Origin of the sequence: Roseiflexus sp. RS-1 (genome assembly GCF_000016665.1) — a bacterium.
In the GTDB taxonomy this organism is placed as follows: Bacteria; Chloroflexota; Chloroflexia; order Chloroflexales; family Roseiflexaceae; genus Roseiflexus.
This window is the reverse complement of the sequence record NC_009523.1, coordinates 1,849,736-1,863,746: the sequence shown is the minus strand read 5'-3', so window position 1 is coordinate 1,863,746 and position 14,011 is coordinate 1,849,736. Positions and strand designations below refer to the sequence as shown.

Genomic DNA, 14,011 nt, shown 5'->3' with positions numbered 1-14,011 from the left:
CGCTCTCGCAAACGAGACCAGCGGGTGTGGTATACTGAAAAAGAGAATTTCATAACAACGGACGACGGGCGTGGGAGAGAACCGCGCAAGCGGTCGCCGAAGGAGCAAGCCGGGGTTGCCGGACCCTGCGCGAATCTCTCAGGCGAAAGGACTGCGCCCTGACGACCCTCTGGAGAGCCTGTTCATACGGGCGCCGACGGAGTAACCCGTTATGCGGGGCATCTCTCAGGTCAACGGACAGAGGTCAGGCGCGATGTCTGACCCTGTCTCTTTTTATTTGACGAGGAGGTCGCCTGATGAGTGAGGCGGTTGGGTTGCGTCGCACGCCACTGTACGAGCGTCATCTGGCGCTGGGTGCGCGGATGGTGGCGTTTGGCGGTTGGGAGATGCCGGTTCAGTACAGCGGGATCATCGAGGAACATCGCGCAGTGCGCGAAGCAGCCGGTCTGTTCGATATCAGCCATATGGGTGAGGTGGAAGTGCGTGGACCAGATGCGCTGCCGTTCCTTCAGTATCTGGTGACGTATGATGTTGCCGCGATCCCGCCTGGTCGGGCGAATTATGCGCTGATGTGTCGCCCCGACGGTGGGATTATCGATGATACGTTCATCTACAATCTCGGTGATTATTACCTGATCGTCGTCAATGCCGCGAACACCGCAAAAGATGTCGCGTGGATGCACGAATGCGCAAAAGGCTTCAACGTTACAGTGTCCGATGTTTCAGACCAGACCGGCATGCTGGCGCTCCAGGGTCCGCTGGCTGAGGCGCTGCTGGCGCAGGTCGCCGACGCAGATCTGGCGGCGTTGCCATTTCACGGTGTTATGCAGGGGCGCGTCGTGCACACGCCAGCGATTGTGGCACGCACCGGTTATACCGGCGAAGATGGGTTTGAAATCTTCGTCGCCGCCGGAGATGTCACGCGGGTGTGGGACGAACTGCTCGATGCCGGGCGCACTATCGGGTTGAAGCCATGTGGTTTGGGGGCGCGCGATAGTCTGCGCTTCGAGGCATGTCTGGCGCTCTATGGTCATGAGATCACGGAAGAGACCAATCCATACGAAGCACGGCTCGGATGGGTGGTGAAACTCGACAAAGGCGATTTTATCGGGCGTGAGGCGTTGCAGCGCATCAAGCAGGAAGGAGTCGCGCGGCGTCTCACCGGCTTTGAGATGGCAGGGCGCGGCATTGCCCGCAGTGAATATGAAATCCGTGATCTCGAAGGCGCTCCGATTGGCAGGGTGACGAGCGGTATGCCCTCACCGACGCTGGGAAAAAATCTTGGCATGGGGTATGTGCCGGTCGCGTTCTCGACCGAAGGGAGCGAGTTTGATGTCGTGGTGCGCGACCGACCGGTGCGCGCCCGTGCGGTCAAAATGCCGTTCTACCGTCCACGCTACAAGAAGGGCTGAACGCCTGTTGTTTTGCATCGCTCTATCGACAGGAGGATTCCTATGGCTTTCAAGACGCCAGCCGAACTGCAGTACAGCAAGACGCATGAATGGATCCGGATCGAAGGAGATGAGGCGACGGTCGGGATTACGGATTATGCGCAGGATGCCCTCGGTGACGTGGTGTATGTCGATCTGCCGCAAGTCGGTGCGCGTTTCGAGGCGGATGGCGTATTCGGCGCTGTCGAATCGGTCAAAGCGGCCTCCGATCTGTATCTGCCGGTTGCCGGTGAGATTATTGCCGTGAATGAGGCGCTGGTGAACAATCCTGAGTTGATCAACAAAGACCCATACGGTGAGGGGTGGATCGTGAAGATCAGGGTTGCTCCCGGCATCGGTGCGTTGATGAGCGCAGATGCGTATGCAGCGTATGTGGATACGATCAAGCATTGAGAACTGGGAACTAAGAACTAAGAACTGAGAACTAAGAACTAAGAACTAAGAACTAAGAACTAAGAACTGAGGACTGAGAACTGAGGACTGAGAACTGAGGACTGAGAACTGAGGACTGAGAACTGAGGACTGAGAACTGAGGACTGAGAACTGAGGACTGGGGATCAGGAACCGGGAACTGAGCAGCCGGAAACAGGATGGAGTCGCAAATGACACACTATATTCCGATTACAGACGCAGATCGTATCGAGATGATGAAGACGATCGGCGTCGAACGTCTCGAGGATCTCTTTGAGGCGGTGCCGGCGGAGCATCGTTTTCCGCCGCTCCAATTACCGGAACCGCTCTCCGAGCCGGAACTGCGTCGGGAGTTGAGTCGGTTGGAGCGGTTGAATGCACAGGCTGGCAGTCACCTGATCTTTCTTGGCGCAGGCGCATACAACCATTTCGTGCCAGCCGCGATCGATCAAATCTTGCGGCGCGGTGAGTTCTACACGGCATATACGCCCTATCAGCCAGAGGTCAGTCAGGGTACGTTACAGGCGATTTTTGAGTATCAGAGCCTGATCTGCGCACTGACCGGCATGGATGTGGCGAACGCTTCGCATTACGATGGCGGTACGGCGCTGGCAGAAGCGGCGATCATGGCGATCAACGTTGTGCGCGGACGGCGGAAGATCGTCGTTGCGCCAGGGGTGAACCCGCAGTATCGCGCGGTTATGCGCACGCTGTTGCAGGGTGTCGATGTTGAGATTGTCGGTGATGAAGATCCAGAGGCGTCGCTTGCGGATGTCGCATCGCTGGTGGATCATACCACGGCGGCGCTGATGGTGCAAAGCCCCGATTTCTTTGGCGTACTGCATGATCTGCGACCGCTGACCGCCGCAGCGCACGCAGCGGGTGCGCTGATGGTTGCGCACTTCGACCCGATTGCCCTTGGTCTGTTCCAGACGCCGGGCGAGGCGGGCGCCGATATTGCAACTGCCGAGGGGCAACCGCTGGGCGTCGGTCTGTCGTTTGGCGGACCCTACCTGGGCATCTTTACCTGCCGCCAGCAGTACGTTCACAAAATCGCCGGTCGTCTGGTGGGCGTGACCCGTGATCTCGAGAATCGCCTGGCGTATGTGCTGACATTGCGCGCGCGGGAGCAGGATATCCGACGTGAGCGTGCGACCAGCAATATCTGCACCAATCAGGGTTTGATGGCGCTGGCGGCTGCGGTGTACCTCAGCCTGCTCGGACGGCAGGGGTTGCGGCGTGTGGCGGAGTTGTGCTATCACCGGGCGCACTATGCCGCTGCGCAGATTGCGCAATTGCCAGGGTATCAGGTGCTTGATCGGGGTCCGTTCTTCAAGGAGTTCGTCGTCAAAACCCCGCGCCCGGTTGTTGAGATTAATGCGGCGTTGCGGAACCAGGGCATCATCGGCGGCTACGATCTCTCCGGCGATTACCCGCACCTCGGCGATGCGATGCTGCTCTGCGTGACCGAGATGAATACACGTGCCGATATTGATGCGCTGGTGACTGCGCTGCGGTCGGCGGCATGAGCGGCGCCGGGCGCATATCACCGGATTGAGGGTGACGATGGACCTGCGACCCGAACTGATCGAGGCGGCGGTGGGCGCTCGCATTCGTGAACTGGTCTCCATGGGGGGTGATCGCTGGATGCTGGCGCTCGCGGATGGTCAGCGGAGCGTGGTGCAACGATTTTCCAGCACCGATGCGCTGACAACTGCTGAGGTAGCGTTGAGCCAGTTGCGCAGCGAGATCGATCTGCCGATCCCGCAGATCCGGCGCCTGGATGTCGCCGATGCGTCGTCAGAGGCGCCCCTGGCGCTCTTCATTGGGATCGACGGCGAGCCGCTGGCACGGAAGTTGCCGCAGATTCCCGACGAGTCGCTCTATCAGATCGGGATGCGGTTAGGGCAGGTTGTCTATCGCATTCATCGCGTTGCGGGCGGACGTTATGGTGCGTTGACCGGCGATGACCCGTGCGCCGCCGACGAGGAACGCGCGTATATTCAGGCGCGCCTCGATCACGATCTTGCTCAGGCGATTGCGCTGGAAGCGTTGAGTGAAGAAGAAGCCGCCGAAGTGCGCAGGGTGTTGCAGCAGTTTCTGCCGCCTGGTCGTCAGGCGGCGCTGTTGAACGGCGGATTGTCGCCGGAGACGCTGCTGGTGGCGCACCGCGATGGGCGCTGGACGCTCGGCGGGGTGTTGGGGTGGGAACACGCCCTTGGCTGGTGCCCGGCATGGGAGCATGTCACCTTTCTGGATGCCTGCGAAGGAGAACGCTGCTTCAGTCTGCGCGTCGGGTACGGCAACGGATACGATAGCGAAACGCAACGCGCCTACGAACAGGTGCGTGAACCGGCGCTGCGTCCATATCGGTTACTCCTGGCGCTGCGGCGAACTGTCGAACATGCCCGGCGCGGCGCCCATGACGACGCTCGCCGAAACAGAACTATTCTGCTGAGACTTGTGCGTTCTTGAGGAGACGTAGCGATGCATAACCACGAACCGCCGATCTTTGAGTTGTCAGGACCCGGTAAAATTGGCGTCAATCTGCCGCAGATCGATGTACCGCAGAGCGAACTGCCCGCCGATCTGTTGCGCGCCGACGATCTCGCCGGTTTGCCGGAGTTGACCGAGCCTGAAGTCATCCGGCATTACACGCGCATCAGTCAGCGCAATTTCGCCATTGACACGACCATGGTCAGCCTGGGGTCGTGCACGATGAAGTACAACAGCAAACTCCACGAGGAGGCTGCGCGCCTGCCCGGTTTCGCCGCTGCGCATCCGCTCCAGGGCGATGAACTGTCGCAGGGTGCGTTGCAGTTGATGTATGAACTGCAGGCGTACCTGGGTGAGATCTCCGGCTTTGATGCAGTTTCCCTGCAACCGGCAGCCGGGGCGCAGGGTGAGTTGACCGGTATTCTGGTGTTCCGTGCATACCACCGTGATCGTGGCGATCACGAGCGAGTCGAGGTACTGGTTCCCGACTCGGCGCACGGCACGAACCCGGCGACTGCGGCGATGGCAGGGTATCGCGTGGTGGAGGTGAAGAGTGATGCGCGCGGGAATGTCGATCTCGAAGACTTGCGGCGCAAACTGTCGCCGCGTACCGCTGCGCTGATGCTGACGAACCCGAATACGCTGGGGTTGTTCGAGGAGCACGTTGTCGAAGTTGCACGCCTGGTTCATCAGGCAGGCGGGCTGGTGTACGGCGATGGCGCAAACTTCAATGCTCTCCTTGGCATTGCAAAGCCGGGCGAGTTGGGGTTCGACTTCATGCACTATAACCTGCATAAAACGTTTACAACCCCGCACGGCGGCGGCGGTCCCGGATCGGGAGCAGTGGGATGCACTGCAGCGCTGGCGCCATTTCTACCAGCGCCGCGTGTGCGCCGTGTTCCGCACGAGGGTGAACCATTGCCGCCAACCGAACGTGGCGTCAGTCTACGTCCCGCCGGAGCACCGGCACTGCCAGAGGGCGCATATGAACTATTCGCACCGGAAAAGACGATCGGACGGGTGAAAACATTCCACGGCAATTTTGGCATGCTTGTGCGGGCATGGACGTACATTCGCTCGATTGGCGCCGTCGGTCTGCGCAGGGTGAGCGAGACGGCAGTGCTGAATGCGAACTATGTGCAGGCGCGCCTGAAGCATGTCTATCCGGCTGCAGTTGATCGCACCTGCATGCACGAAACGGTGCTGCAAGGGAAACTGGCAGCCGCGCCGGAGGTGCGCACGCTCGATATTGCCAAGCGCTTAATCGACTACGGGTTCCATCCGCCGACGGTCTATTTCCCGCTGATCGTGCCTGAAGCGTTGATGATCGAACCAACCGAAACGGAGTCGAAGCGCACACTGGACGCATTCTGTGATGCGCTGCTGGCGATTGCTGAGGAAGCGGCGCGCGACCCGGAGATTCTGAAGCGCGCTCCGACTACAACGCCGGTGCGTCGGCTCGATGAGGTGCGTGCCGCACGCCAGCCGATCCTGCGCTATGATCCGACCGTGTTTGCGCGGTTACGGGAGGAAGGCGTCCGATAGCCGATAGCCGATAACCGATAGCCGATAGCCGATGGTCGAGAGGGTCACGGTTGGAGTTCGCGTTCCGCGCAGGCGGGCTTCGCCCTGGAGAGCGGAGGGCTGATAGTCTTTGAGTCATTATTCCGCTCTCGCTGGCGCAGGCGGGCTTTGCATTCCATAGCCGGGGGCTTATGGTCTTTGAATACATAATCCGCTCTCGCTGGCGCAGGCGGGCTTTGCATTCCATAGCCGGGGGCTTATGGTCTTTGAATAAATAATCCGGTATAGCCCGCGCAGGCGGGCTTTGCCCTGGTTAGCCGAGGGCTTCAGCCCCACGGCTAGCGCGGTAGAGCGGATTTAATTTTTCAATCTCCATCAGCCCCACGGCGAGGGCGCATACCGGATGTATTTCTCAATCTCCATGAGACCGACGGCACAAGGCGCATACCGAATTATGGCGGTTCTCAGATACGTTGACCATCGTCCGGGGCTGCCCCGTCCAACGGTCCTTGCGGGAACTGCGCTCTCCATCTCCACGCCCTCGGCGTCTCTGCGGTGTATGTATTGTTCACCGCCGAGACGCGGAGCACGCGGAGAGGATGGCGCACGAGGCGTCTACTTTCGATGGTGTGTTCAACCCTGCCCAACAGGACTAATCTTTGCGAGAACTGCTATAACGCTCAATCTCCATCGTTTCGGCATAGAATGAGTAGAGCCAGGAGCGGTGCATCTGGATTGGGAAGCGCCAGATATCGGCATCGTCTGTGGTAGAGAGCAGGAATGTCAGATCAGAGCGCGCGACCTATTGGACTGTTCGACAGCGGTATCGGTGGAATGACTGTCCTGCGCGAGGTGCGTCGTCTCCTGCCAGGGGAAAATTTGCTCTATCTGGCAGATCAGGCGCGCTGCCCATACGGATCGCGTTCGCCCGATGAACTGCGCGCAATTGCCGCCGCGTGCGCGGCATGGCTCATCGCGCGCGGCGCAAAACTCGTGGTAGTCGCCTGCAACACTGCCAGCGCGGCGGCGCTTGCCGATCTGCGCCGTCGCTTCCCGGCGATCCCCTTTGTAGGAATGGTGCCGCCGGTGAAGCCAGCCGCATCCCGCACCCGCAGCGGCGTCGTCGGTGTCCTGGCAACGCCGGCGACCCTGGCAGGCGACCTGCTGCACGATGTAATCAGTCGTTGGGCGGAGGGGGTGCATGTCATCGAGCAGGCGTGTCCCGGTCTGGTGGAACAGATCGAGGAAGGCGCGCTCGATTCGCCGGAAACAATGGCGTTGCTCCGTGGCTATGTGACACCGCTGCTCGACGCTGGCGCCGATACCATCGTTCTCGGCTGCACCCACTATCCTCTGCTTGTGCCACAACTGCGCGCGATTGCCGGCGATGATACGCTGATCCTCGACGCTGCACCTGCGGTGGCGCAGCGTGTGGCGCAGATCGTGCAGGAGCGCGGTCTGATGCGGAATGTGAACACCCTTTCAGGCGCAATAACCTGCGCCACAACCGGCGATCCGGAGCGTTTCGCCAATCTGATCCATCGCCTCGACCTGCCGTGTGATCGCGTGGAACAGGCGGTCATCACCATTGACGCATGAGCCTCGCTATTCACCTGCGCGCCTCGTGCCACAACAACCATTCGTTCTTACATCGTCTTTCGTACTCGCCATCACGAATTGCTCTCCGCCAGCGTTCTTTTTAGTACGGGGCGGCTCAGGATCGCACTGCGCAACCTCGACAGATCGTTGTGCGTATGAGACAATCGGGATATGGTTGCAACATCACCAAAACGGAGGAATCATGCCAGCATACCTTGTTGCGGTCAGCGGCGCGCAAGCCGGGAAGCAGTTTCCGCTCACCGACGCTCCATGTTCGTTTGGACGCAACCCGGATAACGCGATTGTGGTTGCCAGTGCACGCGCATCGCGTCGCCATGCCGAGATCCGCCGCGAAGGGGGAGACTTTATTCTCTACGATCTGGGGAGCGCAAACGGCACGCTGGTCAATGGTCAACGCATCGCCGCACCGCACCGGCTCCGCAGTGGCGACCTGATCGAGATCGGCGATGAGACCTTTCGCTTTGAGCAACCGCAACCTGCGGTCGATGCAACGCTTATCGCGTCACCCGGTCCCATCTCTGCTCCACCAACCGCACCGGCAACACCACCGCAACCGGCGCAGGGATTTCGGTTGCCCCCATCGCAACCGCCCTCCGCACCACCTCCTTCCCAGACGCCGCCTGCGCCGCCACCGTACCAGCCACCCCCCGCGCAACCGCAGGGGTTTCAGGTTCCGCCCGCACCACCGTCGTACCAGCCCCCCCCCGCGCAACCGCAGGGATTTCAGGTTCCACCCGCAACCCCGTCGTACCAGCCCCCCCCCGCGCAACCTCCATCGGCAGCGCCGCCTGCGCGCAAAGGAGGCATGCCACGATGGCTCATTCCGGTAGCGCTCATTCTCGTTGTGCTGGCAGTGGCGTGCGTCGGCAGCGCCGTCGTTGTGACGCGCGGGATCGATGGGTTGATCCAGAACACAACGCCGCAGAGCGGTGCGACGACCAGCGTTCCATCCTCGCCTACCCCGCAAAACACAGGTGGAAGCACCCCCGTGCCGCCACCCGTAACTCCGGTTGCACAGCCGACCGGCGACAGAGCCGCCTGGACCGTGCTCGTCTACCTGGATGGCGACAACAATCTGGAGAGTGACGCCGTCATCGATTTCAACGAAATGGAACTCGTCGGCTCGACCGATCAGGTCAGGATCGTCGTGCAGTTCGACCGCATCGGCGCAGCCGCCCCCTGGGACGATACGTCCAACGGCGACTGGGAGACAACCAAGCGTTTCCTGGTCGAGCGTGATGACGACCCGGATACTATTCGCTCACGCGAAGTGGAGGACCTGGGTGAGTTGAATATGGGCGATCCGCAGACCCTGGTCGACTTTGCAGTCTGGGGGATGCAAACCTATCCCGCCGAGCGCTATGCGCTCATTCTGTGGGATCATGGCGCATCGTGGGCAGGGATCGCGTTCGATGACACCGACGGCAAGGATGGGATCAATATGCCAGAACTCGACGCGGCGTTGCGCACCATTCAGCAGCAGACGGGGCAGCGGATCGACCTGATCGGCTTTGATGCCTGCCTGATGGCGCAGATCGATGTTGCGCTGGTTGTGGCGCCGTATGCCGATGTGTTTGTGGCATCCGCCGAACTCGAACCCAACACCGGTTGGGCATGGGACCTTCTGCTGCGCCGTCTGGTCGAAAATCCGCAGCAGGACGCGGCAACGTTCGGCGCGGGAATTGTGGAATCCTACCGTGAGTTCTATGAGAGGCGCGACGATCCGACCGTGACGCTCTCGGCGTTCGACCTGACCCGCGCCAACGACCTGCGTCAGAAGTTGAACGCTCTCTCGGATGCCATGCTGAAAGGAATGGGCGATTCGTACACTGCGATTGCCGAGGCGCGATCATTCGTCGATGTGTACAGTCAGCCTGCGCCTGAAGAGTTCAGCGCCGTCGATCTGGGACATTTCGCCCGTCTGGTTGTTGATCGCGGAGCGCGTCCAGCGGTGGCGGATCCGGCGCGCGCGTTGTTTGAGGCAATCGATCAGGCGCGTATCGCTGAGTGGAATGGCGGATTCCACGCCAACTCGACCGGATTGTCGATCTTCTTCCCGCAGTATGCCCAGCTCTATCCGCCAATCTACGGGCAGGGATCGCCGTTGCCACAACAGACGTCGTGGGGCGATTTCCTGAACGCATTCCACACTGCCAACACCGGTCTGCGAAGCGCTGCCGAGATCAGTTCGCTCTCTGTGTCGAACACGACCGTCAACATTGACAACCCGATCACCGTTGAGGGGGTTGTGACCGGCGACAACATTGCCTACGTGTTCTTCTTTGCAGGCATTCCCAACAATGATCGGAGCGGTGTGTTGTTGACCAGCATCGACTTCCTGTACCCGCCGGGAAGTGTGCCGGGCAGCAGTATTCCCCCCTGGACGGGCGGCAGCACGCGCCTCAGGGTCAACTACAGCGGCGCACAGTGGGGGTTGACCAATGGACGGGACACTATCCCGGTGCTGTTGGGACCGGCGAAGTATGGCACTGCGCTCTATGGCGTCGAAGGGATCTATACCGTTCAACGCACGAGGGAGCGGATCGCCGCAGCGCTGGTGTTTACCGTTGAAAGCGGAGCGCCAGAGTTGATCACTATTTACGGGTTCCCGAAGAATCAGAAACAGGAAGCGCAACCGTTCGAGATTGTGCCGACGCCGGGTGATACGTTTACCGCAGTGATCCGCACATATACGGTGAAGGGTGATCGTCTGGAACCGGGATTTGTCGAAGGAGACACCCTGACGATCGGCAACCAACCGCTCGCCGTGCAGCGCATTCCGTTACCGGCTGGCGCGTATGTTGCCGGTTTTCTGGTGCGTGATATTGCCGGACGCTTCAGTTATCAGTATGCGGATATTAATGTCAGCGCCGCCGGTTCTGGCGTCAACGTGCCATCGCCGGTGCAGACGTCGCCTGGAACCCAGTCCGGGTATCAGTTGTACAACAATCCGCAACTCGGCTTCTCAATCGAATATCCGACAGACTGGGCGACACTCGACACCGGCAATGATCATATCTACTTCTACGATCCGGCGGCAAACGGCAACGTCTTCGTCAGCGTCGATGTCTATCAGACGGGTCTGCCGGTTAACGAAGCCAACCAGCGATTGCTGGAGTTCTTCCTGGATTCGCTCCAGACCCAGCAGAACTTCCAGCAGGCGCCCGGCGATCCGCTGCGGCTTGGCGGCGAGGTCGGACCGTCGGCGCGCTACCAGTACACCGATCAGAACGGCGTGACCTTCAGCGGGATCGTCATCGCAGTAACCAGTCCACGCACCGGCTTGAGTTATCTGGTATCGGTTCAGGCGCCGTCCGCCGATTTCAGTCGCTACGCTGATACGCTGGCGGCAATCGTCGACTCGATGAAGATCAAATAGCAGTCCACCCTGCGTTCAACCAGATCACGTCAGGCACAAGGGAGAAGGAAGAGACGGGGCGCGCCCCGTCTCTACGACCTTCCGTCAGATTCAGGTTCCGCTGCGTCGGTGCGTTGCATCTGTGCTTACCGTTTCTTCACTTTCAGTGAAGCGGTATAATGAGATGTAAGCGCCGTTGAAGCTGACACATCTATGCCTGCGCCTGAAACAGTTCTGCAAGATCGCTATCGGATCGTTCGTGTCATCGGGAAAGGCGGCACAGGAGCGGTGTATGAAGCCATCGACCTGCGCCTGGGGAACCGTGTTGCGCTCAAGCAAACCATCATTCCTGCGGAACAGACGGTCAACTTGCTGGAGCGCGAGGCGCGCCTGCTCGCCCGACTGCGGCATCCGGCGCTGCCAAGGATCATCGATCACTTCGTTGATGGCACCTACCAGTACCTGGTCATGGAGTTCATCGGCGGCGACGATCTGGGCGCCTTGCTGATCCAGCGTGACCGTCCATTCGAACTGCGACGCGTTCTCGAGTGGGCTGATCAACTCCTGGATGCGCTCGACTATCTCCACCGCCAGAATCCGCCGGTTCTCCACCGCGACATCAAGCCCCAGAACCTGAAACTGACCACCGATGACGACATTGTGCTGCTTGACTTTGGGCTGGCAAAAGGCGGCGCGGGAAGTCAGAGCATGCATCGCACCAATGAGAGCATCTTCGGGTATACCCCGCACTACGCGCCCCTGGAACAGATCAACGGCGCCGGTACGGAAGCGCGCAGCGATCTCTACAGCCTGGCGGCAACCCTGTATCATCTTCTGACCGGCGTTCAACCGCCGGATGCGCTGACCCGCGCGACGGCAGTACTGCGTCGCCTGCCCGACCCGCTGATTGCGCCCGATCTGCTGAATGCGGCTATCCCAAAAGAGATGAGCGCCCTCCTGATACGGGCGCTTGCGCTCAACCTCGATGAGCGTCCGGCAAACGCTGCGGATATGCGCGCCTCACTGGCAACGATTCGCGCCGGACAGCACACAACTGCCCCGGAGCGCATGTTCATCTACCCTGCCGATGCTGACACGCTTTCCGTCGCGCAGGCGCACGAGCACTATGGCGCCGGGAATGTTCAGAGCCTGACGCCAACCACGCGCCCATCAGATACACAGGCAGCACAGCATCCCACACCCTCCGGCGCGCTGACGCAGAGAACGCCAGCAACGCAGCGCAGCGCTTCCGGCGGCGCCGGTCGCTATGCCGCGCTATGGCAGCGAATGCGCGCAACCGGTCTGCGCGGCTGGCGTGCGCTCCGCAGCTACGCCGACCGGCTGCCGTCTCCCTGGAACCGGTATGCGCTTCCGGCATCCGGCGTTCTTGCGCTGTTGCTCGTAATGTTCAGCGTATCGCTGATGACCGATCTGGGTCGTCCTGATCTGGCAGCAATCCCTTCGCCTGAGATGCACTCCGCCATCCCGGTTTCCACGCCGGTGGCGAGTCCGGCGTTGCACACGTCGCCGACCACGCAGGCGCCGGTTCAGGTCTTCGCACCAGATGGAACCACCGCCACTACGAGCAGTTCACCCTCCATTGCTCAGCCGATTGCTCGGCGGGTGACGCCAGACGAGGTGTATGCCGTTACGCTTCCCGTGACACTGACTGTTGAAGGTGAGGCGCTCGATCAGGCGCGCGTGTTCAAACTGGAGTCGTCGGAAACCGGCTACCTGCTTCCCCTGGAGGTCAGCGGCGGCGACAGCGCCCGCGTCACGCTGCTTTTGACCATGCTGCCATCCGCTTTTCGCGGTGAGGCGACACTGACGCTCACTATCGATGGCGTGCCGCAACCGCAGATCAGCGTGGTTGTGCGTGATTTCCTGGAGCGGCGAACGGTAGCGGGGGTGCGCCGCGAATACCGCTATACTGAGCGCGTCGGCGTGGATGAACTTGGCGCATACACCAGTCTGTACGCTGCACCGGATGCCGCCAGCGACCGTTTTGCCGTGCTGCGCAATGATGATGTTGTCGAGATACTGCGCAATGATACAGACGGATGGTACCAGGTTCGCATTCGACAGAGCGGGAATTCTTTCCATCTCGGCGCTGTCGGCTGGATCGAACGCTGGTTGATCGATAATCAGCGTGTGCCGCCGCTGGTCTTCGACGGCATTCTGGGGCAAACGCCTACTGATCGCGCTGTGCGCTGCGGTACACAGTTCCACTCGAGCATCTACGGCAGCGTCGAGGACCGAAGGGGGCAGGGTATTGCGGGGGCGACGTTGACCGTCACCAGCGCCGATGGGCGCAATCAGTTCAGTGTACGCACCCGCGCCAACGGCACCTATACGGTACCCGGTCTGGGATGCACCACCTGGATCGTGCGCCTGGCGTCGGTAGCCGACTTCCCCGAATTCCAGGCAAATGAGGTGCGGGTGACGAACCTCAACGGCGGCAGGTATACCGCAGCCGAGGTGCGTTTCCGCCAGCGACCCTGACTCTGCTTTACGAGTCTAGTCCGACAAGCCGCCGCATCTCACGCGGATCGATGGGGGTGAGCGACGCAGCGACGCGCAGCAGGTCACTGCGCGCCATTCCCACCCCAAGCACGAATAATGTCCCCGGCGCGCCATCATCAATGACGATCAGCGTCTGATCGCTCTGCGTGACGATCCGGGCGTTGTATGCGCCAAGACTCGTCCGCTCGATTGTTCCGCTCAAACTGAATGGCTCGACTGCGCCACCGCCGATGACGATCTTGGCGCCGTTACCGTTGAACGTCACCAGGTAGAAGCCAATGTCGCCGTCACCGACTTCATCATCGCGCGCAATGCGGGACTCGGCGGGTGATGGCTTCATGCCATCAGGAATGAACGAGGGCCACTGATACCGGAAACGCGCCGGATCGCCGCGTTCAAGCGATGACGGACCGGCGGGTGAAGGACGGGCTGCCAGGGGTGATGCTGGCGCCGGTTGAACCCCTGGCGCAGACGGGATAGAGGGAGTCGGGCGCTGCACCGCAACCGTCGGCAGGGGAAGCGTCGGTGCGGATGAAGGCGGCGGAGCGCCACAACCGACCAGTACTCCCGCAATCAGCGCCAGGGCAAGCCGGTGCAACAGGTGTGTGTTCTGTGCAAAACGCATCAT

At 60.8% G+C, this 14,011-nt stretch carries 9 protein-coding genes and 1 riboswitch; of the genes, 8 read left to right on the top strand and 1 reads right to left on the bottom strand.

The annotated features are described in order from the left end of the window. The first annotated feature begins 61 nt into the window (after nt 1–61). Nucleotides 62–164: riboswitch (glycine riboswitch) on the top strand. A gap of 132 nt (nt 165–296) precedes the next feature. The 8 genes from gcvT to ROSERS_RS07855 all read left to right on the top strand — a co-directional run bounded on the left by gcvT (nt 297) and on the right by ROSERS_RS07855 (nt 13,362). Continuing rightward, nucleotides 297–1,412 (top strand): glycine cleavage system aminomethyltransferase GcvT, encoded by a 1,116-nt coding sequence (gene gcvT, locus ROSERS_RS07890; RefSeq protein ID WP_011956269.1) that lies wholly within the window; start codon nt 297–299, stop codon nt 1,410–1,412. A 42-nt stretch (nt 1,413–1,454) separates the two neighbouring features. After that, nucleotides 1,455–1,844 (top strand): glycine cleavage system protein GcvH, encoded by a 390-nt coding sequence (gcvH, locus tag ROSERS_RS07885; protein ID WP_011956268.1) that lies wholly within the window; start codon nt 1,455–1,457, stop codon nt 1,842–1,844. 209 nt (nt 1,845–2,053) lie between these two features. Further along, complete coding sequence (gene gcvPA / locus ROSERS_RS07880; RefSeq protein ID WP_011956267.1) at nt 2,054–3,391, top strand: aminomethyl-transferring glycine dehydrogenase subunit GcvPA; 1,338 nt, start codon at nt 2,054–2,056, stop codon at nt 3,389–3,391. 37 nt (nt 3,392–3,428) lie between these two features. Beyond that, on the top strand, nt 3,429–4,337 hold the full coding sequence (locus ROSERS_RS07875; RefSeq protein WP_011956266.1) for a phosphotransferase family protein: 909 nt from the start codon (nt 3,429–3,431) through the stop codon (nt 4,335–4,337). Between the two features lie 12 nt (nt 4,338–4,349). Further along, on the top strand, nt 4,350–5,903 hold the full coding sequence (gene gcvPB, locus ROSERS_RS07870) for an aminomethyl-transferring glycine dehydrogenase subunit GcvPB (RefSeq protein ID WP_011956265.1): 1,554 nt from the start codon (nt 4,350–4,352) through the stop codon (nt 5,901–5,903). Nucleotides 5,904–6,662: 759 nt separating this feature from the next. Next, nucleotides 6,663–7,481 (top strand): glutamate racemase, encoded by an 819-nt coding sequence (murI, locus tag ROSERS_RS07865; protein WP_011956264.1) that lies wholly within the window; start codon nt 6,663–6,665, stop codon nt 7,479–7,481. 202 nt (nt 7,482–7,683) lie between these two features. Then, nucleotides 7,684–10,881 carry a clostripain-related cysteine peptidase gene (locus tag ROSERS_RS07860; protein ID WP_011956263.1) on the top strand — a complete coding sequence of 1,066 codons (3,198 nt, stop codon included), beginning with the start codon at nt 7,684–7,686 and terminating at the stop codon, nt 10,879–10,881. A 192-nt stretch (nt 10,882–11,073) separates the two neighbouring features. Then, entirely contained in the window at nt 11,074–13,362 is a 2,289-nt protein-coding gene (locus ROSERS_RS07855) for a protein kinase domain-containing protein (protein WP_011956262.1), read from the top strand. Nucleotides 13,363–13,369: 7 nt separating this feature from the next. On the opposite strand, the gene ROSERS_RS07850 is transcribed toward ROSERS_RS07855, so the two are convergent. After that, the gene (locus tag ROSERS_RS07850; protein ID WP_011956261.1) at nt 13,370–14,011 is read right to left on the bottom strand and encodes a hypothetical protein; all 642 of its coding nucleotides are present in this window, start codon (nt 14,009–14,011) and stop codon (nt 13,370–13,372) included.

Coding starts and splice junctions, on each gene's coding strand:
- gcvT (WP_011956269.1), top strand. CDS start 297: ATGAGTGAGGCGGTTGGGTTGCGTCGCACGCCACTGTACGAGCGTCAT.
- gcvH (WP_011956268.1), top strand. CDS start 1,455: ATGGCTTTCAAGACGCCAGCCGAACTGCAGTACAGCAAGACGCATGAA.
- gcvPA (WP_011956267.1), top strand. CDS start 2,054: ATGACACACTATATTCCGATTACAGACGCAGATCGTATCGAGATGATG.
- ROSERS_RS07875 (WP_011956266.1), top strand. CDS start 3,429: ATGGACCTGCGACCCGAACTGATCGAGGCGGCGGTGGGCGCTCGCATT.
- gcvPB (WP_011956265.1), top strand. CDS start 4,350: ATGCATAACCACGAACCGCCGATCTTTGAGTTGTCAGGACCCGGTAAA.
- murI (WP_011956264.1), top strand. CDS start 6,663: ATGTCAGATCAGAGCGCGCGACCTATTGGACTGTTCGACAGCGGTATC.
- ROSERS_RS07860 (WP_011956263.1), top strand. CDS start 7,684: ATGCCAGCATACCTTGTTGCGGTCAGCGGCGCGCAAGCCGGGAAGCAG.
- ROSERS_RS07855 (WP_011956262.1), top strand. CDS start 11,074: ATGCCTGCGCCTGAAACAGTTCTGCAAGATCGCTATCGGATCGTTCGT.
- ROSERS_RS07850 (WP_011956261.1), bottom strand. CDS start 14,011: ATGATGCGTTTTGCACAGAACACACACCTGTTGCACCGGCTTGCCCTG.